This is a genomic window from Asaia lannensis NBRC 102526 (genome assembly GCF_024054035.1).
In the GTDB taxonomy this organism is placed as follows: Bacteria; Pseudomonadota; Alphaproteobacteria; order Acetobacterales; family Acetobacteraceae; genus Asaia; species Asaia lannensis.
Genome location: NZ_JAMXQU010000007.1, coordinates 37,465 through 62,735, shown reverse-complemented (window position 1 = coordinate 62,735; position 25,271 = coordinate 37,465). Strand labels below are relative to the sequence as shown.

Annotated in this window: 26 protein-coding genes; 10 read left to right on the top strand and 16 right to left on the bottom strand. The window is 60.7% G+C overall.

Annotated features, from left to right (window positions below):
- Nucleotides 1–66 precede the first annotated feature (66 nt).
- The 8 genes from serS to NF685_RS10240 all read right to left on the bottom strand — a co-directional run bounded on the left by serS (nucleotide 67) and on the right by NF685_RS10240 (nucleotide 8,607).
- The gene (gene serS, locus NF685_RS10275; RefSeq protein WP_222546961.1) at nucleotides 67–1,329 is read right to left on the bottom strand and encodes a serine--tRNA ligase; all 1,263 of its coding nucleotides are present in this window, start codon (nucleotides 1,327–1,329) and stop codon (nucleotides 67–69) included.
- Between the two features lie 21 nt (nucleotides 1,330–1,350).
- Entirely contained in the window at nucleotides 1,351–2,130 is a 780-nt protein-coding gene (tatC, locus tag NF685_RS10270) for a twin-arginine translocase subunit TatC (protein ID WP_406586336.1), read from the bottom strand.
- Nucleotides 2,127–2,813, bottom strand: coding sequence for a Sec-independent protein translocase protein TatB (tatB, locus tag NF685_RS10265; protein ID WP_306414241.1), 687 nt, complete (start codon nucleotides 2,811–2,813; stop codon nucleotides 2,127–2,129). The genes tatC and tatB overlap by 4 nt, the downstream gene beginning before the upstream one ends.
- 46 nt (nucleotides 2,814–2,859) lie before the next feature.
- Complete coding sequence (scpB, locus tag NF685_RS10260; protein ID WP_222548725.1) at nucleotides 2,860–3,453, bottom strand: SMC-Scp complex subunit ScpB; 594 nt, start codon at nucleotides 3,451–3,453, stop codon at nucleotides 2,860–2,862.
- Between the two features lie 101 nt (nucleotides 3,454–3,554).
- A complete protein-coding gene (locus NF685_RS10255) occupies nucleotides 3,555–4,382 on the bottom strand; it encodes a segregation and condensation protein A (RefSeq protein WP_222546958.1) in 828 nt (275 codons plus the stop codon).
- Nucleotides 4,383–4,387: 5 nt separating this feature from the next.
- A complete protein-coding gene (locus NF685_RS10250) occupies nucleotides 4,388–5,596 on the bottom strand; it encodes an SPOR domain-containing protein (RefSeq protein ID WP_252849549.1) in 1,209 nt (402 codons plus the stop codon).
- On the bottom strand, nucleotides 5,593–7,398 hold the full coding sequence (gene argS, locus NF685_RS10245; RefSeq protein WP_222546956.1) for an arginine--tRNA ligase: 1,806 nt from the start codon (nucleotides 7,396–7,398) through the stop codon (nucleotides 5,593–5,595). The genes NF685_RS10250 and argS overlap by 4 nt, the downstream gene beginning before the upstream one ends.
- Before the next feature lie 39 nt (nucleotides 7,399–7,437).
- Entirely contained in the window at nucleotides 7,438–8,607 is a 1,170-nt protein-coding gene (locus NF685_RS10240) for a deoxyguanosinetriphosphate triphosphohydrolase (RefSeq protein ID WP_252849548.1), read from the bottom strand.
- Nucleotides 8,608–8,665: 58 nt separating this feature from the next.
- Here NF685_RS10240 and erpA point away from each other — a divergent pair, with 58 nt between their 5' ends.
- Nucleotides 8,666–9,037: an iron-sulfur cluster insertion protein ErpA gene (gene erpA, locus NF685_RS10235; protein ID WP_222546954.1), complete on the top strand. Its 372-nt coding sequence runs from the start codon at nucleotides 8,666–8,668 to the stop codon at nucleotides 9,035–9,037.
- On the top strand, nucleotides 9,034–9,801 hold the full coding sequence (gene xth, locus NF685_RS10230; RefSeq protein ID WP_222546953.1) for an exodeoxyribonuclease III: 768 nt from the start codon (nucleotides 9,034–9,036) through the stop codon (nucleotides 9,799–9,801). Before erpA ends, xth begins: the two co-directional genes overlap by 4 nt.
- 104 nt (nucleotides 9,802–9,905) lie before the next feature.
- Here xth and NF685_RS10225 read toward each other — a convergent pair whose 3' ends face one another.
- The 6 genes from NF685_RS10225 to NF685_RS10200 all read right to left on the bottom strand — a co-directional run bounded on the left by NF685_RS10225 (nucleotide 9,906) and on the right by NF685_RS10200 (nucleotide 16,321).
- Nucleotides 9,906–10,799, bottom strand: coding sequence for an EipB family protein (locus tag NF685_RS10225; RefSeq protein ID WP_222546952.1), 894 nt, complete (start codon nucleotides 10,797–10,799; stop codon nucleotides 9,906–9,908).
- 46 nt (nucleotides 10,800–10,845) lie between these two features.
- Nucleotides 10,846–12,675 (bottom strand): aspartate--tRNA ligase, encoded by a 1,830-nt coding sequence (gene aspS, locus NF685_RS10220; RefSeq protein WP_222546951.1) that lies wholly within the window; start codon nucleotides 12,673–12,675, stop codon nucleotides 10,846–10,848.
- Nucleotides 12,676–12,761: 86 nt separating this feature from the next.
- Nucleotides 12,762–14,279, bottom strand: coding sequence for an FAD-dependent oxidoreductase (locus NF685_RS10215; RefSeq protein ID WP_222546950.1), 1,518 nt, complete (start codon nucleotides 14,277–14,279; stop codon nucleotides 12,762–12,764).
- Between the two features lie 220 nt (nucleotides 14,280–14,499).
- Nucleotides 14,500–15,285, bottom strand: a complete 786-nt coding sequence (gene surE, locus NF685_RS10210) for a 5'/3'-nucleotidase SurE (RefSeq protein WP_222546949.1) — start codon at nucleotides 15,283–15,285, stop codon at nucleotides 14,500–14,502.
- On the bottom strand, nucleotides 15,252–15,467 hold the full coding sequence (locus NF685_RS10205; RefSeq protein ID WP_222546948.1) for a hypothetical protein: 216 nt from the start codon (nucleotides 15,465–15,467) through the stop codon (nucleotides 15,252–15,254). Before NF685_RS10205 ends, surE begins: the two co-directional genes overlap by 34 nt.
- 68 nt (nucleotides 15,468–15,535) lie before the next feature.
- A complete protein-coding gene (locus NF685_RS10200; protein ID WP_222546947.1) occupies nucleotides 15,536–16,321 on the bottom strand; it encodes a DUF2076 domain-containing protein in 786 nt (261 codons plus the stop codon).
- Between the two features lie 194 nt (nucleotides 16,322–16,515).
- Here NF685_RS10200 and NF685_RS10195 point away from each other — a divergent pair, with 194 nt between their 5' ends.
- The 5 genes from NF685_RS10195 (at nucleotide 16,516) to glyS (ending at nucleotide 21,477) form a co-directional block, all read left to right on the top strand.
- Nucleotides 16,516–16,755, top strand: a complete 240-nt coding sequence (locus NF685_RS10195) for a LysR family transcriptional regulator (RefSeq protein ID WP_252849547.1) — start codon at nucleotides 16,516–16,518, stop codon at nucleotides 16,753–16,755.
- A 12-nt stretch (nucleotides 16,756–16,767) separates the two neighbouring features.
- Complete coding sequence (locus NF685_RS10190) at nucleotides 16,768–17,361, top strand: LysR substrate-binding domain-containing protein (RefSeq protein ID WP_261390460.1); 594 nt, start codon at nucleotides 16,768–16,770, stop codon at nucleotides 17,359–17,361.
- Between the two features lie 234 nt (nucleotides 17,362–17,595).
- Nucleotides 17,596–18,081: a pesticin C-terminus-like muramidase gene (locus NF685_RS10185; protein ID WP_222546946.1), complete on the top strand. Its 486-nt coding sequence runs from the start codon at nucleotides 17,596–17,598 to the stop codon at nucleotides 18,079–18,081.
- Between the two features lie 439 nt (nucleotides 18,082–18,520).
- On the top strand, nucleotides 18,521–19,408 hold the full coding sequence (locus NF685_RS10180; protein ID WP_222546945.1) for a glycine--tRNA ligase subunit alpha: 888 nt from the start codon (nucleotides 18,521–18,523) through the stop codon (nucleotides 19,406–19,408).
- Nucleotides 19,408–21,477: a glycine--tRNA ligase subunit beta gene (gene glyS, locus NF685_RS10175; RefSeq protein ID WP_222546944.1), complete on the top strand. Its 2,070-nt coding sequence runs from the start codon at nucleotides 19,408–19,410 to the stop codon at nucleotides 21,475–21,477. Before NF685_RS10180 ends, glyS begins: the two co-directional genes overlap by 1 nt.
- Nucleotides 21,478–21,493: 16 nt before the next feature.
- Here glyS and NF685_RS10170 read toward each other — a convergent pair whose 3' ends face one another.
- Entirely contained in the window at nucleotides 21,494–21,874 is a 381-nt protein-coding gene (locus tag NF685_RS10170) for a hypothetical protein (RefSeq protein WP_222546943.1), read from the bottom strand.
- Nucleotides 21,875–22,218: 344 nt separating this feature from the next.
- Here NF685_RS10170 and NF685_RS10165 point away from each other — a divergent pair, with 344 nt between their 5' ends.
- The 3 genes from NF685_RS10165 to NF685_RS10155 are packed head-to-tail and all read left to right on the top strand — an operon-like array spanning nucleotide 22,219 to nucleotide 24,859.
- Nucleotides 22,219–23,610, top strand: a complete 1,392-nt coding sequence (locus NF685_RS10165; protein ID WP_252849545.1) for an FAD/NAD(P)-binding protein — start codon at nucleotides 22,219–22,221, stop codon at nucleotides 23,608–23,610.
- 11 nt (nucleotides 23,611–23,621) lie between these two features.
- Nucleotides 23,622–23,996: a YidH family protein gene (locus tag NF685_RS10160; RefSeq protein WP_222546941.1), complete on the top strand. Its 375-nt coding sequence runs from the start codon at nucleotides 23,622–23,624 to the stop codon at nucleotides 23,994–23,996.
- A complete protein-coding gene (locus tag NF685_RS10155; protein ID WP_222546940.1) occupies nucleotides 23,993–24,859 on the top strand; it encodes a LysR substrate-binding domain-containing protein in 867 nt (288 codons plus the stop codon). The genes NF685_RS10160 and NF685_RS10155 overlap by 4 nt, the downstream gene beginning before the upstream one ends.
- On the opposite strand, the gene NF685_RS10150 is transcribed toward NF685_RS10155, so the two are convergent.
- Nucleotides 24,843–25,265: a DUF3293 domain-containing protein gene (locus tag NF685_RS10150; RefSeq protein ID WP_222546939.1), complete on the bottom strand. Its 423-nt coding sequence runs from the start codon at nucleotides 25,263–25,265 to the stop codon at nucleotides 24,843–24,845. The genes NF685_RS10155 and NF685_RS10150 overlap by 17 nt on opposite strands.
- Nucleotides 25,266–25,271 lie beyond the last annotated feature (6 nt).

Here is a 25,271-nt window from a genome sequence, read left to right as displayed (position 1 = left end):
GGCCCGGGCATCGGGCGACCCTGCGCGCAAAAACGGGCAAAGGCCAGCAACCTTCGCCCGCTTCTTTCAGCCGATGCGGGTCAGACCGCCCATATAGGGATGCAGTACGGCCGGGATCTCGATCGCCCCGTCTGCCGTCTGTCCGTTCTCCATAACTGCAATCAGGGTGCGGCCCACAGCCAGACCGGAACCGTTAAGCGTATGCACAAAAGCCGGGCCGTTCTCGGTGCGGTAACGCGCATTCATGCGGCGTGCCTGAAAATCGCGTGTATTCGAACACGAAGAGATTTCGCGCCATGCGTTCTGTCCGGGCAGCCAGCCTTCCAGATCAAAGGTCTTGGCAGCCCCGAACCCCGTATCGCCAGCGCAAAGCAGCATACGGCGATACGGAATATTCAGGCGTTCGAGAATGGTCTCGGCACAGCGCGTCATGCGCTCATGCTCGTCTGCACTGGCCTCCGGTGTCGTGACCGATACCAGCTCGACCTTGCTGAACTGATGCTGCCGCAACATGCCACGCACATCGCGCCCGGCCGACCCGGCCTCGGAGCGGAAGCAGCTCGACAATGCTGTCATGCGCAAAGGCAGGGTCTTTGCATCGAGAATATCGCCCGCGACGCTGGCCGTCAGAGGCACTTCAGCTGTCGGGATCAACCAGCGTCCATCTGTGGTCTGAAACGAATCCTCGGCAAATTTGGGCAGCTTGTCCGTGCCGTACATGGCTGCATCGTTGACCAGCAGCGGCACGATGGTCTCGCTATAGCCGAACTCCTGCGTATGTGTGTCGAGCATGAACTGGCCGAGCGCACGCTCAAGACGCGCCAGAGCACCACGCAGCACAGTGAAGCGCGCACCGGACAGCTTGGATGCGGTGGGGAAATCCATCAGTCCAAGCTGCTCGCCGAGTTCGAAATGCTGCCTGGGCTCGAAATCGAAAACCGGTACATCACCCCATTGGTGAACGACCTGATTGGCGTCTTCATCGCGCCCTTCGGGCACGCTCTCATCCAGACGATTGGGCAGGCTGGCCAGTGTCGCGCTGATCTCGCCCTCGATCTGCGAGGCGCTGACCTCGAGAGCTGCGATATGATCGCGGAGTTCGACGGCTTTCTGCTCGAGCGCGCTCGTATCCTGCCCGGTCTTCTTGCCCTGCCCTATCTCTTTCGCCAGAACCTTGCGCTGGGCCTGCTGCTCCTGAAGAGCCTGAAGCGCCGCACGGCGTTCCTCATCGCGTCTGACCAGATCGCCGGCCACTGGCGACAGGCCACGTCGGGCCAGAGCCGCATCAAAACCAGCCGGGTCGGCGCGAAGGGCGCGCAAGTCATGCATTGGAATAGTGTCCTGTCAGGTTCAGTCGATCGCCGCAGGGCGCGGCTCGGCAAAACGGGCCGTCACGATCGAGATTTCATACAGAAAGATCAGGGGCACGGCGAGACCCACCTGGGTAATCACGTCGGGCGGGGCGAGTACGGCGGCAATTACGAATGCACCGACAATGGCGTAACGCCTGAATTTCTTCAGGCTCGCTGCAGTCACGATGCCAACACGCGCCAGAAGCGTCAGAACGACGGGCAGTTCGAACGCCACGCCGAACGCCAGAATGAGCTTCATCACCAGAGACAGATAATCGGAGACCTTGGCCTGCAATTCGATATGCATGCCATGCGACCCCGCAGGCGCGGTCTGGAACGACAGGAAGAAGCGCCACGCTATGGGAAAGATGAAGTAATAGGCGAGCGTCGCCCCCACCAGAAACAGCACCGGTGTTGCGATCAGAAACGGCGCAAAAGCCCGCTTCTCGTTACGATACAGACCGGGAGCGATAAAGATCCAGGCCTGCATGGCGATGATGGGGAAAGAGAGGAAAGCCGCGCCGAAAAAGGCCACACGCACATAGGTGAAAAACGCCTCTGAAAGCGCCGTGTAGATCAGATGCGGCTCCTCGCCCTGCTGACGCATGATACGTGCCAGAGGATCGGCGAGAAACAGATAGATCTGTTCCGAAAAATGATAGCAGACCAGAAAGGCAACGATGAACGCCGCCAGAGACCAGATCAGTCTTTTGCGCAGCTCGATCAGGTGATCGAGAAGCGGCATGGCCTTGTCATCGATAGAATCGTTATTCGTCATGGCGCTGTCGGACATTCAGGCTGGATCGCCCCATGAGCATGGATCGGGGCGGTTGAATCTGGATCGGACGATGCTTCAGTCACAGGCTGCGCTGCCGAATGACTGGCAGAGCGTTGAGCGACAGGCGGCACGGTCTGCGGCGCGTCCACGGCGGGCGGATCGAGCGAGACGCGGCGCCCGCTATGGATCACGCGCATGGGCGGAATGATTGCAGGCGCGTGCCACAGGGTTTCTTCGTGGCGCAGACGGCGTGCCGTGGAAGGCGGAAGAATGGAGGGACCACCCGGTTCGTCAGGTTTCTCCACAGATGTCTGCGGCTCGGTCGTCGCCACGCCCGGCCCCGATACGGGAATGGCGGAAGGCGCTGCGTGGGCCGGTGAGGAAAGCGAGGGGGGCGGCGTGAAATCGAGACTTTTGCTGATCGTCTGATCTGAATCGATCGTGCGTGCGATACGGTCGCGAAAATCGAAGCGCTTGAGGTCGCGCAGATGATCGCGCGCCTCGCCCAGATCGGCTTCGCGTATCATGTCATCGACATGGCCCTGAAATTCGGACGCCATGCGGCGCACCGCCTTGATACCCCGGCTGACGGCGCGAATGGCGGTCGGCATGTCCTTGGGGCCGATGAAAACCAGCGCCACAACAACGATCAGCGCAATTTCCGACCAGCTAAAATCGAACATCTTCCCCACTCATTCCAAAAACCGGATCGTACAGATCCGCTCCGGTCTAGCCCATGCCCTTCTGGGTGACGATACGCTCATTACGTCCCGATGCGTCGGGATCGAGCAAAAGCTCCTCGCGTCGCGGCAGGGCGTTGAGATCGCTCAGTCCGAAACTGCTCAGGAAATGTGACGATGTTCCCCATAAAATGGGGCGTCCCGGTACTTCCTTGCGCCCTCTGGGCATGATCAGTCCATCTTCGATCAGCGCATCGAGTACGGTCTGGCTCAGCGACACGCCACGTATGCCCTCGATATCGGCACGCGTGCAGGGCTGATGATAGGCGATGATCGCCAATGTTTCCATGGCGGAACGGCTGAGACGGCGTGGTTTCTCGACAACGCGCGTCAGAGCGGGCGCAATTTCCGCACGTGTGCGGAACTGCCAGCCACGCGCCACCGCCACGAGTTCCACCGCGTGGTCCTCATAACGCGCGATGACACGCGCCAGAACCGGGCCGAGACGGGCCTCATCTGCACCCTGCGAGGCCAGAAACTGCTTGAGTGCATGTTCAGGAACTGGCTCGGCACTCGCGAAAATCAGACCTTCGACCAGCCTGGACAGGGCCTCGGTGCCGTCTCCATCCAGATCGTGCATCATCGTCTGCTGCCCGGAATTCTCAGGCACACTCACAACTGGCCGCAGTGTCTCGGCGGACTTCGGCCCAGGCGATATCGGGTCAGGCCCGTTATGATCGGACATCAGTTTTCCGCTTCCTCCTGCCTGTCGTCCTGCGCTGTGTCCCGAAAGGCATCCTGAGGTGCCCTGAGCATGATTTCCGCAAAACTCGTTTCCTGCCTGAGCTCCACGGCGCCGGTCTTGGCCATTTCCAGACCGGCCACCAGGGCACTGGCCATCGCTGCCGCGCGTGCTCGTGGCGAGGTGGAAGACTGCGCCGGCAACAAAGCCGTCAGCTTCTGCCAGCCGGCAACCTCGCTGGCATTGAGCAGACGCTGCAATGCCGAGACCGCCTCTGTCACCGTCCAGTAGCGCGGGCGCGGCGGCGCGTAGATACGCTTGCGGCCACGGCGGCGTGTCATGGCCAGATAGGCCCCGATCAGCCCCATCATATCCACACGCAGACCGGAACGGTCGATCCTGGTCATGTCTTCGGCGTATCCGCGGGCAAAGACATCCTCACCCAGACGCGGACGCCGATCCAGCCAGACGGAAAGCGCCCGGATGGCTTCCAGCTCCTGCAGGCGCCCCTGAAGCAGTTCGGCGGCGTCTTCCGCCTCGGTGTCCGGCTCGTTTTCAGCGGGTAGCAGCAGACGCGATTTGAGCCAGGTCAGCCACGCTGCCATGACAAGCCAGTCCGCTGCCAGTTCGAGCCGTATCTGACGCGCCCCCTCGACGAAAGCGAGATATTGCTCGACCAGCTGCAGGATCGAGATCTGCGCCAGATCGACCTTCTGGGCACGCGCCAGATCCAGCAGCAGATCGAGCGGCCCCTCGAACCCGGTCAGGGAAAGATGAGGCGCGGTCTCCAGCTCCGCATCGGACAGAAAGACAGCGCCTCCCTCACCCATATCGGTCAGAAAACAGCCGGGGTGCAGGCAATGGAACGCGCATGCAGGCGCACACAGAATGCACGCGCAGACTGCGCCGTATCGAAACCGCCCACACGCAGGCGATAGAATACGTGACCATTGATCGTCTTCTGCTCGATCATGGGCGTACGATCGCTCAGCAGGTCGCTGGCCTGCTTCGACAGTCTGCTCCAGGTCGCCTTCGCATCGGCATCGCTGCCAAGAGCAGCGAGCTGGATCATATGACCGCCCGAAGCAGGTCTGGCCGAAGATGATGCCGCGGGCTTTTCCGGTGCAGCCGGAAGCGGAGCGGACGTTACGGGGGCCGATGTTGCGGGGGCGTCGGTCACAGAGGATTTCTGCACGGTCGGTTTACGCGGCGTTTCGTCAGCCGATCCAGCACCGCTCTCAGGCAGTTTCTGCACCGATGTGTCTGGCAGGCCAGTGGGAGCACCCTGGATGGGAGCATTCTGGCTGACAGCATTCTGGGTGGACGTATCCTGCCCGGCTGCGTTCTGACCCGCAGGACCCGAAGCCGCAGCCCCGTCCGCGGCAGGCGCGTTGACCTGGGCCGTTGACGCAGAATCCGCGCTCTGCGCACCCGAGGACTGAGCCGCAGAAGCATTTTTGTCAGCAGGCGGTGCCTCGGGCGCAGTACGGGCAGCCAGCGCCTCGGGGCGCGGTTGCTCCGGCTCGGGTGCCAGATGGGCCTCGCCCTGACCTGTCACGTCGAGATCGGTGCCGTCGCCCATGATCTGCATGCCACCCGGATCGGCAGGCCGGTCGCGCACGGGGCCGGGCGGCGGCCCGATAACCGGGATACCGCTTGTATGCCCGCCCATAAGCGACCAGCCGCCCACACCGAGCACAAGAAGCGCACCGAGCCCGGCCGCACCATAAACCAGACGACGCGTCATCACGTCCGAGCCAAGCAGGGCAGAGAGACCGCCCCCCGCACTGCGACGACGGAAAACGGGTTCCTCGTCGTAATCGGCGCTCAGGCGCTCGCGTGGCGACGACGCTCTCGATGCAGAGCCACCCGTTTCATGCGCGGCGCCATAGCTCTCATCGGGAGAGGAAGGCGGTCGCGTATCGGTAAAGCGCGGATCGCTTGCGCGTCGATCGGCGCTGCGTCCCGTTTCCTGTCGGGGGCGCTCGTAGCTCCCCTCATCCCCGGGCCGATCATCGCGCCAGTCTGGCGTGTCGTCGTTCATCGCATCTCCTCAACCGGCTCGACACCGAGAATAGCCAGACCGCAGCGCAGCACGCTGGCGACCGACGCCACAAGCGCGAGCTTGGCCAGACTCGCCGGGCGGTCCTGCTCGTGCAGGAAACGCAGCGTCGTATCCTCACGGCCCTTGTTCCACAAGGCGTGGAAATCTGCAGCGAGTTCACCGCAATAATAGGCAATGCGATGCGGCTCGCGCGTCTGGGCAGCGCCTTCGACCACACGCGGGAAGGTGGAAAGACGACGCAGCACGGCAAGCTCGACATCCGAGCCAAGGCGAGACAGATCGGCTCCGAGCAGCGAGGCATCGCTGGTGATATCCGTGCCGAACATGGTCTCGGCACTGCGCATGACAGAACGGCAGCGTGCATGCGCATACTGCACATAGAAGACCGGGTTATCGCGCGTCTGGGCCACGACCGCATCGAGATCGAAATCCATCTGCGCATCGGCCTTGCGGGTCAGCATGGTAAAGCGCACAGCATCGCGCCCGACCTCGTCCAGCAGGTCGCGCAGGGTCACGAAAGTTCCGGCGCGTTTGGACATGCGCACGGGCTCGCCGCTCTTCATGATGCGCACGATCTGGCACATCACGACCTCGAACTCGGTCTTGCCATCGGTCAGCGCGCTGACAGCCGCTCGCATACGCGAGACATAGCCGCCATGATCGGCGCCCAGTACGTCGATCAGCACGTCGGCTGCTTCGGCCTTTTTGGCGTGATAACCGATATCATTGGCGAAATAGGTGTTGCTGCCATCGGATTTGCGCAGCGCACGATCCACATCGTCACCGAATTGTGTCGAGCGGAACAGGGTCTGAGGGCGCGGCTCCCAGTCTTCGGGCGTCTTGCCCTTGGGGGGCTCAAGAACGCCTTCGTAAAGCAGGCCCTTGGCATCGAGCGCGTTGATCGCTTCATCCACACGCCCACTGGCAAGCGTTTCGGCTTCCGACGAAAACACTTCGTGATGAATACCCAGAGCGGCGAGATCGGTACGGATCTCCTGCATCATTGCCTTGAGCGTCGCGGCACGTACGATATCGAACCAGACCGTCGGATCGGCTGCCTGCCCCGCCTCGTTGGCCAGCGCCTTTCCATGCTCTGCGGCAAGCGCCTCACCGATGGGAATAAGGTAATCGCCCTGATATTGCAGACCTGTGGGAGTCAGGGCCGCAAACGCCTCTGTATCGACCTCGGTGCCGATTGCCTGAAGATAGCGCCAGTACGCAGCCCAGGTGAGCGCAATGACCTGCGCACCGGCATCGTTGATGTAGTATTCTTTGGTGACGTCATAGCCGGTTTTGGCCAGCAGGTTGGCCAGAGCATCGCCTACGACCGCACCGCGACAGTGACCGACATGCATCGGCCCTGTCGGATTGGCCGAAACATATTCCACGTTCACGCGCTTGCCCGCACCCAGACGCGATTCACCAAATCGGGGTCCGGCCTCGATCACACTGCGCGCGACGGATTGCAGCACGTCGGGGCTGAGGGTGAGATTGACGAAACCCGGCCCTGCCGATTCAGCTTTGGCCACGCCGGGCAGCGCCGCAAGCAGGGGAACGAGATCGGCGGCAATATCGGCGGGGCGACGACGGGCGAATTTAGATGCCAGAAGCGCGGCATTCGTCGCCATGTCCCCATGCGAAGGATCGCGCGCCGGCGTGACCTCGACGCGAGCCGCAATCTCGTCAGGCAGATCGGCCACGACCGAGCGCAATGCCTCACGCACCTGCGCCTGTGTGCGGGCAAAAAGGCAGTCTGTGGTGGGCATTGATGTATCGGACATGAAGGGCCTTGGTTCCTGACGTGTTTCTTGCTGCCTGTATCAACCCAGCATGGAGAGTTCCGTCAACCGTCGATGTTCATCCATCGCAAATCGGTCGGTCATTCCTGCAATGTAATCGGCCACAACGCGTCTGCGCCCGTTCTCATCGCCCTGCTTTGCCTTTTCACGCCAGCCATCGGGCAGCAGGCTCGGATCTTCGGCCAATATCTCGAAAATAGAGGTCAGCGCCAAGCGTGCCTTGCGTGTCATGCGCTTCACCTTCCAGTGACGATACATGCGCGCATACAGGAATTTGCGTATTTCCTTGTTCTCCAGTGCCACCTGCTCGCTGAATGCCACGACCGGCCCCGGGGCCTGACGGATGTCGTCGGACGATTCCGGCTTGAGCGCCTCGATATTGGCCCGTGTCTGCACAGTCAGATCGGTTACGAGCACATTGATGACCTGACGGATCGTCTCATGCCTGATGCGTCGCTCACGATCGTAGCGTTCGCTCGCCTTCGCTCCAATCATGGCGCGCTCGAGCGCCGGTCCGACGACAGGCAGAGCGGCAATATCGTCAAAGCTCAGCAATCCGGCGCGCAGGCCGTCATCCAGATCGTGACCGTGATAGGCAATATCGTCGGCCAGCGCCGCCACCTGTGCCTCAGCCGAGGCATAGGTTTCATACTCCAGATGATGCTGGGCATCGTATTCGAGCAGATACGGCGTGGGCCGCCTGACCGGACCATTATGCTTGGCCAGCCCTTCGAGCGTCTCCCACGTCAGGTTAAGGCCGTCGAAATTGTGATAGCGTCCTTCGAGCAGCGTCACGAGACGCAGGGACTGGGTATTGTGATCGAACCCGCCATAATCCTGCATGCAGGCTTTCAGCGCATCCTCACCCGCATGGCCGAAGGGCGTATGGCCCAGATCATGCGCCAGAGCGAGCGCCTCCGTCAGATCCTCGTCCAGTCTCAGCTGACGGGCAATGGACCGCGCAATCTGTGCCACTTCCAGAGAATGCGTCAGGCGCGTGCGAAAGAAATCGCCCTCATGATTGATGAAGACCTGCGTCTTGTACTGCAGCGTGCGAAACCCTGCCGAGTGGATGACGCGATCCCGGTCGCGCTGCCAGGGCGAGCGTGTCGGTGCATCCTCCTCCGGGTGGAGGCGGCCACGCGCGGTTTCGCGACGCACGGCATAAGGGGCGACATCCTGACTGATCATCCACACTCTCCACAATGCACGCTTTAAGAGCGTGGCGTAGCGCATTATATGGGAAAACATGAGCCAGACCACGCCCCCTTCCGATGCGCCCCTCGCGGGTCGTTTTTCGGTCTCGCCCGGTGCCGCCGCCCGGATTGTCGAGATCATCTCGCAGCAGGAGGAGCCTGACGGGCTGGCCCTGCGCGTGGCTGTGCTGGCAGGGGGCTGTAATGGCTTTCAGTATCAGTTCAAGCTCGATACAGACCGGGCTGACGACGATATCGTCATCGAACAGGACGGCGCGACGGTTCTGGTCGATCCTGTCAGTCTCGACCTGCTCGAAGGCGCGCAGCTGCAATTCGTGGACAAGCTGATGGGGGCGCATTTCACGGTCGCCAATCCCAATGCCGCCTCATCCTGCGGCTGCGGTACAAGCTTTTCCCTCGCATGAGCTTCACTTTCGCAAGCTGGAACGTCAATTCCATACGTCAGCGCGAGAAGCACGTGCTCGACTGGCTCGACCGCGTCAAACCCGATCTGCTCTGCCTTCAGGAACTGAAATGCGAAACGCATCTCTTTCCGGCGAGCTTTGCCGAGGCCGGATATCATCCCGTCGTGGTGGGGCAGAAAGGCTATAACGGCGTTGCCATGCTGGCACGCACGCCTGTCGAGGTGGTTCATGAGCGCCTGCCCGGTTTCGCCCATGAAGCCGCGCGCTATGTCGAGATCCGCATGGCGGGCATGACCATTGGCAATCTCTATCTGCCCAACGGCAATTCCGGCGGGCCGGAAGGCTACGCCATCAAGCTCGATTTCTTTGCCGCTCTGGCGGAGCGTGCAAAAACCCTGCGTGACGAGGAAGCCGATTTTGTGTTCACGGGCGATTTCAATGTCTGCCCGACCGACGAGGATTTCGCTCCCGGCGCGCTGAGTCCGGGCGATGCCCTGCTCCGCCCGGAAAGTCGCGCGGGCTGGCGTCGTCTGCTCTGGCTCGGGCTGACGGATGCACTTCGGGCGCTCAGACCTTCAGGGCGCGACTATACTTTTTTCGATTATCAGAATGCCGCGTTTCAGCGTAATGCCGGTCTGCGTATCGACCACGCCCTGCTCTCGCCCAGACTGGCTGAGCGTCTGATCTCGGTAACCCCCGACCGGGATGAACGCGCCAAAGACCAGCCCTCGGACCACATCCCGTTGATCGTCACGCTGGCCTGACCCGACACAAGGCCAACAGGTGGGGGGCTGCCCGCCCCCTTCGCCCGGTCCTGCGCCGACACTGAGAGCACGCGCTACCACGGGTCGCAGCAGACGCCGGAAAACTACCGCGAGACCGAGGCGCAATGCGCCGGCGCAACAGGAGTCAGGGTCTCGATCTGACCCGACAGAACATAATCGCCGAAATCGATCAGAAGCCTGTCTTCGACGCCGTTGGTCCAGAGGCGATCGCTATAGGTCGAATCAGGCAAGAGAGATGTCTCTCCCCCACCGAAGCTTGCTACGGTTACCGGCACGGCGCTTTGTCCCTGAAAGACGGCACTGGGAAGAGAAGCGCTGTCCATGTCCGGCTTTGCGGCACGCAAGGTGCCCAGTGTGGCGTAGTTCGGCGTTGCCCCGTCTGTTGAGGCTCCGTCGAAAATATCGCTCTGCATATGAAGCAGCCCTCTATGGGCCGCATCGAGCAGCACGCCGGTAAACTGCATCGGAAAAATCACCCGCGCGGGTAGCGTCAGGGTCGCGGGCTCGGGTTTGGTGAAATGAACGATCACACGCCCGTCGCGCCGTCGTCTGGCCTCGCCCGCCGTTTCGCTCGTCGTTTCGCCGTCCTGTGTCTGAACGGTGCGAAACAGGAAAGAGTGCCCCTTCTTGTTTTCCAGCGTGGCGGATTGATAGCTGACAAGTGAGGTGCTGCCGTCGCCGCTCGTAATCTGCACCTCCAGCTTCTGACTGACCGACCAGACATCGCACAGGTCGCGCAGCTGATAGGTCGCGTGCCCACTGGCTGCCGCCAAGGATCCTGCCTTGAGACGCGCAAGACCCAGCGTATAGCTGACCTTGTGCGACAGCAGCGCTGGCACCGGAATGGACCGGTGCTCCGCTCGGGCAGGAGACGCCATCAGACACAGAGTCGCAAGACCCACTGCCCGGACGCTCTGCGTCATAGAACCCGCCTTGACGCCCTGCGTCACGAGACGCGTACCGGTTATCCGCTTCACGCGCCCCGCTCCTCCGGTATCAGCTCTTGCGGGTATCGTCGTTTTCTCAGCCGTTCTTCTGGGCTTCATCCTGCTGTGCGCCATCCTTGACGACTGCTGCTTTCGGCTTGGGCGGCAGAATGGCCAGCGAGAGTTCTTTCAGACGGGCCGGCTCGACCGGAGCCGGTGCTTCCATCATCAGATCCTCGCCGCTCTGGTTGAGCGGGAAGAGAATGACCTCACGGATATTCGGCTCATCGGCCAGCAGCATGACGATGCGGTCCACACCCGGTGCCGAACCGCCATGCGGCGGGGCGCCATAGCGGAAAGCGTTCAGCATGCCACCGAAACGCGCTTCGACCACGTCTTCACCATAACCGGCGATCTCGAAAGCACGGATCATGACTTCCGGCAGGTGGTTACGAATGGCACCGGAGGACAGCTCGATACCGTTACAGACAATATCGTACTGATAAGCCTTGATGGTCAGCGGATCCTGCGAGTTCAGTGCTTCGAGCCCGCCCTGAGGCATCGAGAACGGATTATGCGAGAAGTCGATCTGCCCCGTTTCCTCATTGCGCTCGAACATCGGGAAATCGACGATCCAGCAGAAGCGGAAAGCATCCTGCTCGATCAGGTCGAGTTCCTGAGCAATGCGCGTACGCACCTGACCGGAGAACTTGGCTACGGCATCGCCCTCACCCGCCGCAAAGAACACGGCATCGCCTGCCTTCAGGCCGCAAGCCTCACGGATCGCCTCAACGCGATCGGCTTCGAGGTTCTTGGCAATCGGGCCCTTGCCACCGTCTTCCTCGAAGATGATGTAACCCAGACCGCCAGCTCCGGCGTCACGTGCCCAGCTGTTGAGCTTGTCGAAGAAACCACGCGGACGCGTACCGGCACCGGGTGCCGGAATGGCGCGCACTTCGCCGCCATTGGCCGCAATGCGGGCAAACAGACCAAAACCGGAATCGGCAAAGGCTTCTGTCACCGTGCTGATCAGCAGCGGGTTGCGCAGATCGGGCTTGTCGGAGCCGTAAAGACGCATCGCCTCATCATAGGGGATGCGACGGAAAGGCGCCGTGTCGACCTTGCGGCCCTTGCCGAACTCGGCAAACAGGCCGCTCAGCACGTCTTCGAGCACAGCGAAAACATCTTCCTGTGTCGCGAAGGCCATTTCGAAATCGAGCTGGTAGAACTCGCCGGGGCTACGATCGGCGCGTGAAGCCTCATCGCGGAAGCAGGGGGCAATCTGGAAGTAGCGGTCGAAACCTGCCACCATGGCCAGCTGCTTGAACTGCTGCGGTGCCTGGGGCAGCGCGTAGAACTTGCCGGGATGAAGACGTGCAGGCACGAGAAAATCGCGCGCGCCTTCAGGCGAGGATGCCGTGAGGATAGGCGTCTGGAACTCGGTGAAGCCATGACCGATCATACGCGAACGCATGGAGGCGATGACCGCAGAACGCAGGCGGATATTGGCCGCCATTTTTTCGCGACGCAGATCGAGGTAGCGGTATTTGAGGCGCAGATCCTCGGGGTAGTTCTCCGTTCCTGCCACCTGGAAAGGCAGAACGGCTGCATGGGACCGCACGTCGATTTCGCGCGCCCGCACCTCGATGGCACCGGTAGGCAGATGCGGGTTACGCTGGCCTTCCTCACGCGCCACAACTCTGCCCGTGACCGTAATCACGCTCTCGACGCGCAGACGCTCGACCGTCTCCAGCAGCTCTGTGCCCGAGGGGATGACGATCTGGGTCATGCCGGTCTGATCGCGCAGATCGATAAACAGAAGACCACCGTGATCGCGCTTGCTGTGAACCCAGCCTGACAGACGGACAGTCTGGCCGGCGTCGCTTTCGCGCAGGGCGCTACAGCTATGCGTGCGATAAAGGTGCATGGGCGTCTTCCTGATTCGTAACCACGGGGGTGCGGGGGTGTTCCCCCCGCGAATGAAGCGCAGGAAGCCGCTCCACCCCCGCTCTGTCAAGCATCCTCAAAGGTAACGACTGCTTCGCCCATCTCTTTTGGCCGTCCTGCCGTGGCTATACCCACGATTTTATCGCCCTTGAGGTAATTGGCCGTGAAATCGAAATTCCCGGCATCGCCCTCGATCTCGACACGATCGAAAGCCTGGGGCCAGCCGAGATATTCGATCTTGCGGTCATATTGCTGTGTCCAGAACCAGGGCGTCGGGAGTTCTCCACCCGGCAGACCAAGCATGGTGCGCGCGGCAATACGGGCCTGGCACTGCGCCGTACGCCAATGCTCGATGCGATAACGATGTCCGTTATGTTCGACACTGGCAATGTCGCCCACGGCATAGATATCGGGGGCGATCTTCATGGTGGGATCGACATCGAGGCCGCCCTGCTTGTTCACCACGTAATCCGGCAGGTAATCGAGGACGGGCTCTGCACCGATCCCGACAAGTACCAGACTGGCCGTAAGCGTGCTGTCGTCATCGAGCGTCACGCCTGTTACCGACTTCTCCCCTTCAATAGCCTTGGCCTTGCGCTGGGGAATGAAGGCGACCCCCTTTCCCACATGCAGGTCGAGCATCGCGCCGGCAATGACATCACCCAGCTGCTTCTGGAAAGGCAGTTCCGTCTGCGAGACTACAGTGACACCGGCTCCGCGCTTGCGCAGGGCCGAGGCGGCCTCCATGCCGATAAAGCCGGAGCCGATCACGACAACGCTCGTCTTGTCGTCCACCGAGGCGATGATAGCCTCGGCATCGCTGGCACTGCGCAGAACCCGCACATTGTCCAGTTCTGCGCCCGGAATATCGAGCCTGCGCGCGCGCGACCCGGAGGCAAGCAGGATATGATCGGGCGTAAAGGGGTTTCCCTTTTCCAGAGTGATCAGACGTGTCTGGAGATCGAGCTTCACCACCCGGTCGACCAGTCGCTCGACACGGTGCGTTTCGTACCAATCAGCCGGGCGTAGCGGCGGCGGCGGCGCATCTTTCTTGCCGCTGCCGAGCACCATCTTGCTCAGGGCCGTGCGATCGTAAGGTGCTTCATCCTCCGGGCTGATAAGCATGATACGCCCGGCATAACCTTCCTCACGCAGTGTCACCGCTGCTGCAACAGCTGCCGCCCCTGCCCCAACAATCGCGACCGTCTCATAGTCGCGCATGGGCTGGGGTGCGATGCCGGTCATGGGATGGTTGCCCACCAGAACACGACCGTCATGCACTTCGACAGGGTAGCGTTTAAGCGGATCGAGCGCCGGTGGCTCGATCAGTCTGCCACTCTCTGCCGAGAAGGTCGCCTTGTGCCAGGGACACACCAGCTGCACATCGCCATAACGCGAACGGCAGGCCACGCCCTGTTCCATGGGTGCACCCTTGTGAGGACATTTGCCCTCGAATGCCCGGATGTCGTCGCCCGTGCGATAGAGAACCAGCGGCTTGTCACCGATCGTGATCGGAATAATGACCTCTTCCGGCAGTTCGCTCAGAGCGAGCGTGTCTGTCCAGTCAAGCATGTCTTGGCTCATGTCGTATCCAGTTCGGTCAGAAGATCGGAGCGATACAGGACGCAACGTTGCGAAACGGTTCGGGTTGGGCGGATGAACGCGCTTTCACCCAGTGACGCACACCCGGTATCGTATCCCCCGGATTGAACTCTCCGGATTGTCCCTCCGGTATCGCAACGGCCACGCCCATCCGTTCCGGACAGACGAAACAACGGGAGTTTCCGGTCCTTGCGCCTGCGCGTTACTCGATGGGCTCGCCACAGCGCTGCTCAAGCCAGTCGAGAACCATCTCATTCGTGCGGCCGAATGACAGGGGCGTCACGCTGACATGGTTCTCGGAGATGGCATGCGTTTCCGTGCCCGGCACGTCATTGTCGTGATCGCGCTGGAAATGCAGCCAGTGATAAGGCTGATGACGCACATCCTCGCGCGTAACGACAGAGATGTCGCGCAGCAGCCCCCGCCCCTGTCTGGTGAAACGAAGCGGTTTTGCGCTTTCGATCGGACAGGCCGGAAAATTGATGTTGAGGCAGGCAGCCTGCGGCAGATCGAAACATGCGAGCGATCTGATCACATCGGGGGCCAGAGCGGCAGCCGTCTCCCACGGAACCGGATCCGTCTTGTTGAAGGCCTGACTGAGTGCGAATGCCGGGAGCCCCAACAGCATTGCGGTCATGGCTGCGCCGACCGTGCCTGAAAATACAGTCTCCACCCCCAGATTGGCACCACGATTGATTCCTGACAGCACAAGCGACGGTGGTGCATCGCGAAGGATCTGACGCGCGGCGATTGCCACGCAGTCTCCCGGTGTGCCGTTGACGGCGAATTTCTTCGGGCCGTGCTGATGAATGCGCAGTGGATCGTGAAGGCTCAATGCATGTGAAATGCCGCTCTGATCGCGCGAGGGTGCCACGATCCATACATCGTCCGACAAGCTGGCTGCGATATCGGTAAGCGTGGCAAGACCGGGCGCATCGAACCCATCGTCATTGGTCAGAAGAATACGCCTGAAAAGCCGAGTGCCCATTCTGTTTCGATCTCCGCATCATAGGAAAGGGTCGTTCCGCCCCGGTGCAGGAGCGCAATACCGGGCAAGATGCCTCCTGCCGCTCTTACGAAAAAACCCGGCGCAATGGCCGGGTTTTCCGAGATGGTCTCACGTTTGCGCCAGAATGTCGGCTGCGTCGGGCCGGTATGACGAACCCGCAAACGGGAAACAGCGAACCGTCCCCCGTCGCCTCCTGCATGCCTGAAGCGAGCAAGAAGATGTAAGGCAATCAGAAGGAATCGTCGCCCCATCCGCCGCCGCTATCACCACCCCAGCCGCCATCGCCGCCGCCACTGTCACCCCAGTTTCCGGCGTCGAAATTCTGACCGGCATCCTGACCGCCGCCTGCAAACGGGTCGTTGCCGGCGTTGTCGCCGTAATTATTGTTGATGATGGTCTCGCCACCGCCGAAACCGCCAGCAGCGCCATCGGCCCCATGATGACCCGAGAAGAGGCTCTCGATAGCATTAGCGGCAAGCATACCGCCTGCAACGCCCGTCGCTGTTGTCAGGGCAGAACCCAGAAAGCCCGTGCCACGCTGCGGGAACATGCTTGTGGAATAGCCAGGCGGCAGAGTGGCCTGCGGCGGCGGAGGCGCATAACCCTGCGCATAGCCTTGCTGCGGCTGCCCACCCCAACCCGGCGGTGGTGCTGACTGCTGCTGACGGTTGCCACCACCGAACAAGCCCCCGAACAGACCGCCGCCACCCTGCGGGCGTTGCGGTTGCTGCTGCTGCGCCTGCTGCAATTGCGCCTGAGCCTGCTGGAGCTGGAATTCAAGCTGGCGAATACGGTTCTGTGCTTCGGCCAGCGCTACTTCCTGCACGACAGCCATCTGCGTCACGCGGTAGCGGGCTTCAGGATATTTCTGGAAATTCTCTGCGATCCATCGATCCGCCTCGGGATCGATGGGGGGCAGATTGGCCGGGGCCTGAGAGCCACCAAACCCGTTATTCGGCGCACCGCCAACGCGGGCGATGAACTGCGAAATAAGATCACGTTCTTGCTGGTTCATGGGGATGACTCTCCATCCGGTCAAAATGATAACGTCCTATAATGTGGTCGGGGGCGGAAAGAGTTGCAAGAGGCACGCTGGCTGCGTCACTTTCTCGACAAGTCATGTCTTCTGCGACCTGCCATTATCAGACCCTGTAGAGCACCGCCGAAAACCGGCTTATACCCTGCCTCCATGACAGGAGTTCATAGACGGTGATCGACATCCAGCCTCTGGCAATATTGCGGGAGATCCAGCGCCTGGGGAGCCTGACGCAATCGGCCGTCAGTCATGCCATTCGCCGTTTCGAGGATCGTCACAACGTCAAGCTACTTGAGCGCGAAGGGCATAAGCTGCGTTTCACGCGGGCAGGAGAGTATCTTCTTGGACTTGCCCAACGCGTTCTGCCGCAGGTCGAACACGGCGCAGGCGTGCTTGAGGATTATGCGCGCTGACGACGTGGGTCGATACGCATTGGGATAGAGTGCCACCCCTGTCAGGACTGGTTGATGCAGGTCGTCGACCCCTTCCTTGCTGCATGGCCCGATGTGGATCTGGACGTAACGACGGTCTTCCAGTTCGGTGGGCTGAGCGCGCTTATGGGGCATGAAATCGACATCCTTGTTACGCCCGACCCCACGGAACGGCCGGGGCTCGAGTTTACACCTGTCTTCGATTACGAGCTTGTCCTTGCTGTGGTAGAGGGACATTCTCTGGCACAGCAGCACCATGTCGTACCGAAAAACCTCGAGACCGAGACCCTCATCACCTATCCTGTCTCGCGTGAGCGTCTCGATATCTACACAAAATTCCTTATTCCTGCCCATGCCTTGCCACGCAGACATCGCACGGTCGAAACGACTGATCTCATGCTGCGTCTGGTGGCCTCTGGCCCCGCCGTCAGCGCTACGCCGGACTGGCTGCTACGTCAGGCCAGCGGCGTTAAGAGAGTACGGATCGGCGACGGTATTCTCAAGTCGATCCATCTGGGTCATCGCACAGGCGAAACGCAGCCCTATCTGGACGGGTTTATCAGCCTCGCATCTGGCGTTCGGATATGACCGCCCAGCGCAGCCCCGAGAGTGTCAGGCCGATTGTGTGAGGGCCAGATGGATAAAGAGAAACTCGAAGGGTGTTAGCGGGCATCTATGGCAGGCAGTTCCGTTCTGCCTAGCCCTCAAACCTGCTCAAAAGCGGCCAACCTTTATGCAGCTCACACGCGTTATTGCGTATCCTATCTAGAAGACTTTCATATAAATCGTTTTAATCGATCACTCTGCGACGTAAGATAAAAGATGATGAAATTTACGTTCAAAATAATCGCTCTGCCAATTACCATAATCATCCTAGCAAACATGAACTCGCTTCGAGCTGAACAAACTCAGGATGATACTGCATCTGACGATACGCACCAGGGCACCGAACTGAACCAACATGCTGGCGTCACCATTGGTCATGGCGTCGATTTGAGCCAGTTCACCAAAGCGGAAATGAGAAAAATCGGCATTCCAGATTTTCTTCTGGCGAAAATCCCCGATGTGCTGTTTGCCCCTTCGCCAAGAACCAAAGGTTTGCAGGGCACGAAAGCGCAGCAGTGGCTAGACAAACATCCTCTCAAACTCTCGCTGTATGAAGCCGAATTATTGTCCGCAAAAGTTTATAAATATAAATCCGATCATATCATAAGTACCTATGACAGTCTATACGGACCCGGCTCGTTCTCACTCCTGTCGCGCGGCGCGGCGACAGTACTTGTCGACCTTGGATTTGCACGAGTGTAGACTATCTCAGCACACCGGAAGGCAGAAAATTAGCTGACCTGATCCATAAAAACGCGCTTAATCAGGCCGCAAATTACATTCTGCATATGGACCCGACAGATCAGAAGCGAGTCTTTTATCCCGAGCGGTATCGTGATGATGCTCAAGAGATATTTGTCAAATGACTTTATCTCATGCCAAGAAAAAAGCAGCATAAACTCCGTTTCATATCCGACATGAACAACAACAGACCAAGCTGTAAAATTATTGTCAGTAGAATGACTCTTCGCATTCCCTGCGGGAGACTTTCTGGCAACGAGGTTGGTGCAATCCTGCCTGAATTTGAATGCCGCGAAGATCGGATGAAGTGTCTCATTGAAGTCTTGTGCCCCGCTGAGATTGGCTTGTTTCCGCTGGCGGGTTAGAACGGGGCAAGTGAACAAGACCGGAGCTTCGATCCTTGACCCCCTTGCCCGAAAACGGCGGACGCCCCCTTTCCTTTCAGGATCTGATCCTGCGCCTGCATCAGTTCTGGTCGGCACAGGGTTGCGCCCTGCTCCAGCCCTATGACACCGAGCTTGGCGCTGGCACGCTTTCGCCGCACACCACTCTGCGGGCATTGGGGCGCAAGCCGTGGAAGGCCGCCTATGTGCAGCCCTGCCGCCGCCCTTCGGACGGGCGCTATGGCGAGAACCCGAACCGGTTGCAGCATTATTACCAGTATCAGGTGCTGCTCAAACCGACGCCGGAAGACAGCCAGCGCCTGCTGCTGGACAGCTATCGCGCTATCGGCATCGATCCGGAAAAACACGATATCCGCTTTGTGGAAGATGACTGGGAAAACCCGACCATCGGGGCCTGGGGGCTGGGCTGGGAGGTCTGGTGCGACGGGATGGAAGTCACACAGTTCACCTATTTTCAGCAGGTTGGCGGCATTCCCACCGTCATGCCCTCGACCGAGCTCACCTATGGGCTGGAACGTCTGGCCATGTATGTGCAGGGCGTCGAGAACGTCTACGATCTCGATTTCAACGGTCACGGCCTGAAATACGGCGATGTCTTCCTGCGCGCCGAGCAGGATTATTCACGCCATAATTTCGAACTGGCCGATACCGATATGCTGATGCGCCACTTCCGCGATGCCGAGGCAGAGTCCGTCCGCCTTGCTGAAGCGGGTGTCGCCCAGCCTGCCTATGACCAGTGCGTCAAGGCAAGCCACCTGTTCAACCTGCTCGACTCACGCGGTGTGATCTCGGTGTCCGAGCGTGCCTCCTATATCGGGCGCGTGCGCAACCTTGCAAAGCTGTGCTGCGAAACCTGGCTTGCTGGCGACGAGGAGTCGAAATAATGGCTGAATTCCTTCTCGTTCTCGATTGCGAGGAAATTCCCGCACGCATGCAGGAAACGGCGGGGCAGGATCTGGCCCGCCTGGTGAGCGAGGCGCTCGCCCCCCTTTCACCTGAAAACGTCATCGCCTTCTGGGGCGCGCGTCGTATCGGCGTGACCATGCAGATTGCCGGGCAGATTGCTGAATCGACGCAGTCGGAGCGCGGCCCGCGTGAGAGCGCGCCCGAGCAGGCTCTGGCGGGCTTCCTGCGCAAGCACGGGGCCGAGCGCGACGCGCTGGTACTCGAAAACGGTTTCTGGGTGCTCAACCGCACCCTGCCCGCCATCGGCGCTGCCCAGCAGATTGCAGCCACGATCCCCGGTCTGCTCTGGCGTTTTCCATGGCCCAAATCCATGCGTTGGGGACAGGGCAGCAATTTCACCTGGGTGCGCCCGCTGCGCCGCGTGATCTGTCTGCTCGATGGTGGGCTGGTGCCGTTCAGCCTCGCCACCGAAGCCGATAATGCCCATGGTCTGGCCGCCGGCACGCTGACCGAAGGCCACCGTTTCATGGCGCCGGGAGAATTCGAGGTGACCTCTTATGAGCAGCTCAAAAATGAGCTGTTCGCGCGTAAGGTTGTGCTCGACCCGGCGCAACGCCTGTCGAACATCCGCGAAGGACTTCAGTCTCAGGCAGATCGGGCCGGTCTGACGCTGGTGCAGGATGACAAGCTGGTCGAGGAAGTCTCGGGTCTGGCCGAATGGCCCGTTGCCCTGCTGGGCCGCATCGATGACGCCTATATGGACCTGCCGCCCGAAGTGATGCAGGTATCGATGCGCATCAACCAGCGCTATTTCGCCCTGCGCACGGCAGACGGCAAGGCGGCGCCGCATTTCGCATTCATCGCCAATATGGATTTCGCCGATGGTGGTGCCCTTACCATCGCCGGAAACGAACGCGTACTGCGCGCACGTTTTGCCGATGCCCGCCATTTCTGGGATCTCGATCGCAAGACGAAGCTGGCCGATCGTGTAGCGGCCCTCGATGCCGTGACTTTCCATGCCCGTCTGGGCAGCCAGGGCGCACGCGTGCAGCGTATCGTGTCTCTCGCGGGGATTGTCGCAAAGGCCATGGGCCTGGACGAGGCCGCACAGACACAGGCGGAACGGGCAGCCCTGCTGGCCAAGGCCGATCTGACCACCGGCATGGTCGGCGAATTCCCCGAACTTCAGGGCATCATGGGTGGCTATTACGCCCGTCACGACCATGAAGGCGATGCGGTTGCGGATGCGGTGGCAGAGCATTACATGCCGCGCGGCCTGAATGACGACACGCCGCGCGCGCCTGTCTCGGTCGCCGTGGCTCTGGCAGACCGTCTGGACCTGCTGACGGCCTTTTTCGCCATGGGCGAGACGCCAAGCGGCTCTGGCGATCCCTATGCGCTGCGTCGTGCGGCGCTAGGGATCATCCGCATCATCCGCGACAACCAGTTGCGCCTCGATCTGACAGCCCTGATCGCACAGGCTGCGCAGAACCTGCCGGAAGACTTGCGCGAAGGCGGCGAGCTTGCCGCCCTGCCCGGCTTTCTGGCCGAGCGCCTGCGCGTGCAGCTTCGCACCGAGGGCGAGCGCCACGATGTGCTAGCCGCCACACTGGCAGGTGGACTGGATGGCGACCTCGTACGCCTTCTGACCCGCACCTCGGCATTGGCCGAGATGGTGGACACGGATGACGGACGCAACCTGCTGGCGGCCAGCAAGCGCGCCGCCAATATCCTGCGTATCGAGAACCGCAAGGACGGCCCCCATAAGGGTGAGCCCGATGCATCGCTTTATGCACAGGATGAGGAACGTGCCCTGGGTGAAGCCCTTGAAGGGGCGCATGGCACCATTCACGATGCGCTCGAAGCTGAGCGTTTTACCGATGCCATGATTGCGGCAGCCGCCCTTCGTCCCGTGCTCGACCGGTTTTTCGAAGTCGTCACGGTCAACGATCCAGACCCCGCGCAGCGTCTCAACCGTTTGCGTCTTCTGGCCAAGATCGGGGAGACCCTCACGGAAATCGCCGAGTTCGGCCAGATCGAGGGCTGAACGCCGCCCTGATTGCTCAATGCCCCACCGTTTCACCCGGTGGGGCACGACCATGCCCGACCAGACTGGCATCCTGATAAGCCGGGCCGAACGCACCGATCGGGGTGCCCGTAACCGGGTCATGGCCCGGCGCACCATTGCCAAGCGGCAGGAACTGCTTGCCGAAATCCACCAGTTTTCCGATGGTTGTGCGACGCAGGGGCGGCGCGGCCATGGCATGAGGAACGGGCGCAGGCTCCCAGCGTGAGGCGCCGTGTTTGCCCTCAGGCTCCTTTGACGCGACCGACGGCACGTCGACATGAAAAGGCAGCATCGTGGAAAAGCCCCTCGCCTCGACCGACCCCGGTAGAAGCAGCGCTACGCCACAGATCGCAGCACTCAGCACAACACAGCGCATCGTTCTGCCTTGCCCCCATCTTCCACATCTCGATCCGTAAACCGGAGCTTCGCCCCGGCGCCATGGGCGCTGCAAGTGAATTTCACCCGGGATCGCATCAAGTACGCGGCTGACTCAGCCCAGTCGGAAACAGGAGCACCCCTCATTGGCAGTACTGCAATCAGCAAGATCTCTTATCGAGCTGTCAGGCGCTGGCGGCACGATCCTCCTTCCCACGGCAAACAAGCTCTGCATGACCGATCCAGAAAATCGATCGATCCGAACAGGAAGATCAATTGGATCGATACCTCTCCTCCCACGATACTTGGTCCACCGAGACGGGAAACAGGACGGAGCAGGATAGAATGAGCGAACGAGAGGACATTGCGATCATCGGAGGCGGCGCAAGCGGCACTTTGCTGGCCCATGCGCTGATGCGGCAACACGGTCGGACTTGTCTGGTGATCGATCCATCAGCCCAACCTGCTCTGGGTATCGCTTACAGCACACGATGCATCGGCCATCTGCTGAATGTTCCGGCAAGCGGCATGAGCGGTCTGGCGGAGAACCATGACCATTTCGTCGAATGGCTTCACAGGCAGATCGATCCGGGCATCGATCCCAATGCTTTCATGCCGCGCGCGCTGTACGGATTATATCTGCATCATCTTCTGCACGAGAGCGGCGCGAGGCTGAAACAGGACAGGGTTATTTCCTGCAAAGCAGAGGGAGGCAGGTTTCGTCTCTCTCTTGCTTCGGGAGAAACGATCCATGCGCGATCCGTGGTGCTTGCCCTTGGTCATTTCTCCCCTGCCCGACTTGGCGGCCTTGGCCCCGGTGTTTTCGAAAACCCGCGTTATCATCATGATGTCTGGCAACATGCCGCCCTGCAACCGCACCATGGGGCAGCAAAAGCCATTGCTGCCTTCGCGCCTGAGGCGACGCTGCTCATGATCGGCAGTGGGTTGACCGCTATCGATATGGTCATAAAAGCGCGGCTCGAAGGCCATACAGGGCCGATACGCCTTTTATCGCGTCATGCGAGCCTGCCGGAAAAACATCTCCCTCCTGCACCACCGCTCCCACCCGTCATCGTGCCGCAACAGCGCGACGCACGGCTGCGGCACTATGTGCATCAGTTCCACGAGGCGCTGAGACGCGGTGTGGCCTGGCGCGACGCCATAGACAGTCTGCGACCGGTGACAAACGATCTTTGGAGCCGCCTGAGCGCACAGGACCACGCACGGTTCAACCGCCATCTGAGGCGGCGATGGGATGTGGCCCGTCATCGTATCGCCCCCCGGATCGCTGATTTTCTGAAGCGGGAACTGCGAACGGGCGCGCTGGTCATCGATGCCGGACGCGTGACGCGTATCGAGGCAGAACCCCATGGACTGATGGTCACGGCCATTCACAGGGGCAAGACAACGCATTATCGCGCCGATCATGTGCTGAACTGTACAGGGCCCGATCTGGATTATCGGCGTGCCGGTTCCGACCTGCTCGACGATCTGCTGGCGCAGGGCCTTGCCTGTCCCGGCGAGGGCGGCGCAGGGCTGAACACGCATAAGGACGGACGATTGACAGACCTGTCCGGCAATGTCGGGCCCGCGCTCTATACACTCGGTCCTGCCCGTCTGGGGACGTTGTTCGAATCGATTGCCATTCCTGAAATACGCCAGCAGGCCTATGATCTGGCGACCAGTCTTAACGCCAGTCTGGCCACGCTCCCGCCCACCAGACAGCCCTCCTGCTGAAAGACGCTCCGATGATTGCCCGCTATACCGATCATGCCGCCAATGAACGGACTTTTCTTGCCTGGGTCCGCACGGCTCTGGCCATGGTGGCCATCGGGTGCATGCTGGCCAAGTTCAATATCTTCCTGCGGCTTATCGGCAGCGAACATCACGATGCCATGCCTGTTCTACCGGGATCGTCGGCTTGGATCGGGGTAGCGACCATCTGTGCCGGGCTTGCTCTTCTGCCTGCAAGCTGGTGGCGGTTTCGCAAGGTCAAGGAAGCGCTCTCATCCGAAGAGCCGCGCGATATTACACTCAACGGGCTGGAAGGCCTGTTCTGTCTGCTTCTTTGCGCGCTGGTGGGCGCCATCCTGCTCTCACTGCTTGGCGCTCTGCCCTCGTGACGCTGGAACAGCTACGCCTGTTCGCGGCTGTGGCCGAACGTGAGCACATGACACGCGCTGCCGAAGCCCTGAGTCTGACGCAGTCAGCGGTCAGCCATGCCATCATGATGCTGGAACAGGAATTCGGTCTCGCTTTTTTCGACCGTATCGGGCGGCGCATCGTCCTCACGCCTATGGGAAAGATTTTCCTGCTCGAAGCCCGTGCCGTTCTTGCGCGTGCCGACGCCGCCCGGCAACGCATGAAGGACCTGACCGCACTTGACGAAGGCACGCTGCATCTCTGGGCCAGTCAGACAATCGCCAGTTATTGGCTCCCTGCCCGTATCAACCGCTTTCACCGCGTACATCCGGCCATCAGGCTCACGGTGACGATCAGCAATACCGAGGAAATCTGTCGCCAGCTTGCCGAAGGCCTGGTGTCTTTCGGGCTGATCGAGGGACAGGCGAGCGATACGACACTCGCATTACGCGAGATCGCCCGTGATCGTCTTCTGCTTGTCGTGGCGCCGGATCATCCCTGGATTCATACCCCACCGACGCCCAGCGATATCGCGGCCGGATCGTGGATCCTGCGCGAGAGAGGCTCCGGTACGCGGGCAAGTTTCGAGCAGACGCTGGAAAGCTGGGGGATCGCACCGGACCGTCTGAACGTCATGATGGAACTGACTTCGAACGAAGCTATCGCCAATGCCGTTGCCACGGGGAACGCTGCAACCGTTCTTTCTGCGAGTGTGGTGGCGGGGCCGATCGAAAACGGCTTGCTGCACCCTGTTCGCATGGATTTTCCCGAGCGCAGCTTTTCGCTTGTACGCAATACGCGCACGCTCTCACCTGCCGAGGCGGGTTTTATCGCCCTTCTCTGAAAGGCAGGGCCTTTGGGTCGCATAGCCAGATCAGGCGCGCTTTCTGCCCTCTTCTGACATGCACGAGAGCATTCTGACCGAATAACCGCCCCAGTCCTCGCGCTTTACCGACAGGGATGGAAACCGCGAAAAACGGCTCGCACCAGCGCTTCCATCGGCCCACACCCTGCAAAACGGCATGCCCTGCCCCGTTTCCAAGGCACGGTTTCGACGTCATGCTGGACAATCGGTGCTGCAAATCGGCCATGGCACGTCGGTTGCGGCCTTCATCCTGCGCCTTGCCACCCGGATTGCAGGCACCGATCAGAATGAGATCGTCCTGTGCGAAGGGCCACGATTTCAGCTGCTGTCCTATGTGAAGCGTATGGGACGCAACCCGGTAAGCCGTGCGTCTGTACGCCATCATGCCGGA

What these genes read in the sequence shown, in the direction of transcription:
- serS (WP_222546961.1), bottom strand. Translation starts at nt 1,329, where the DNA reads ATGCATGACTTGCGCGCCCTTCGCGCCGACCCGGCTGGTTTTGATGCG.
- tatC (WP_406586336.1), bottom strand. Translation starts at nt 2,130, where the DNA reads ATGACGAATAACGATTCTATCGATGACAAGGCCATGCCGCTTCTCGAT.
- tatB (WP_306414241.1), bottom strand. Translation starts at nt 2,813, where the DNA reads ATGTTCGATTTTAGCTGGTCGGAAATTGCGCTGATCGTTGTTGTGGCG.
- scpB (WP_222548725.1), bottom strand. Translation starts at nt 3,453, where the DNA reads ATGATGCACGATCTGGATGGAGACGGCACCGAGGCCCTGTCCAGGCTG.
- NF685_RS10255 (WP_222546958.1), bottom strand. Translation starts at nt 4,382, where the DNA reads ATGGGTGAGGGAGGCGCTGTCTTTCTGTCCGATGCGGAGCTGGAGACC.
- NF685_RS10250 (WP_252849549.1), bottom strand. Translation starts at nt 5,596, where the DNA reads ATGAACGACGACACGCCAGACTGGCGCGATGATCGGCCCGGGGATGAG.
- argS (WP_222546956.1), bottom strand. Translation starts at nt 7,398, where the DNA reads ATGTCCGATACATCAATGCCCACCACAGACTGCCTTTTTGCCCGCACA.
- NF685_RS10240 (WP_252849548.1), bottom strand. Translation starts at nt 8,607, where the DNA reads ATGATCAGTCAGGATGTCGCCCCTTATGCCGTGCGTCGCGAAACCGCG.
- erpA (WP_222546954.1), top strand. Translation starts at nt 8,666, where the DNA reads ATGAGCCAGACCACGCCCCCTTCCGATGCGCCCCTCGCGGGTCGTTTT.
- xth (WP_222546953.1), top strand. Translation starts at nt 9,034, where the DNA reads ATGAGCTTCACTTTCGCAAGCTGGAACGTCAATTCCATACGTCAGCGC.
- aspS (WP_222546951.1), bottom strand. Translation starts at nt 12,675, where the DNA reads ATGCACCTTTATCGCACGCATAGCTGTAGCGCCCTGCGCGAAAGCGAC.
- NF685_RS10215 (WP_222546950.1), bottom strand. Translation starts at nt 14,279, where the DNA reads ATGAGCCAAGACATGCTTGACTGGACAGACACGCTCGCTCTGAGCGAA.
- surE (WP_222546949.1), bottom strand. Translation starts at nt 15,285, where the DNA reads ATGGGCACTCGGCTTTTCAGGCGTATTCTTCTGACCAATGACGATGGG.
- NF685_RS10200 (WP_222546947.1), bottom strand. Translation starts at nt 16,321, where the DNA reads ATGAACCAGCAAGAACGTGATCTTATTTCGCAGTTCATCGCCCGCGTT.
- NF685_RS10185 (WP_222546946.1), top strand. Translation starts at nt 17,596, where the DNA reads ATGATGAAATTTACGTTCAAAATAATCGCTCTGCCAATTACCATAATC.
- glyS (WP_222546944.1), top strand. Translation starts at nt 19,408, where the DNA reads ATGGCTGAATTCCTTCTCGTTCTCGATTGCGAGGAAATTCCCGCACGC.
- NF685_RS10170 (WP_222546943.1), bottom strand. Translation starts at nt 21,874, where the DNA reads ATGCGCTGTGTTGTGCTGAGTGCTGCGATCTGTGGCGTAGCGCTGCTT.
- NF685_RS10165 (WP_252849545.1), top strand. Translation starts at nt 22,219, where the DNA reads ATGAGCGAACGAGAGGACATTGCGATCATCGGAGGCGGCGCAAGCGGC.
- NF685_RS10160 (WP_222546941.1), top strand. Translation starts at nt 23,622, where the DNA reads ATGATTGCCCGCTATACCGATCATGCCGCCAATGAACGGACTTTTCTT.
- NF685_RS10150 (WP_222546939.1), bottom strand. Translation starts at nt 25,265, where the DNA reads ATGATGGCGTACAGACGCACGGCTTACCGGGTTGCGTCCCATACGCTT.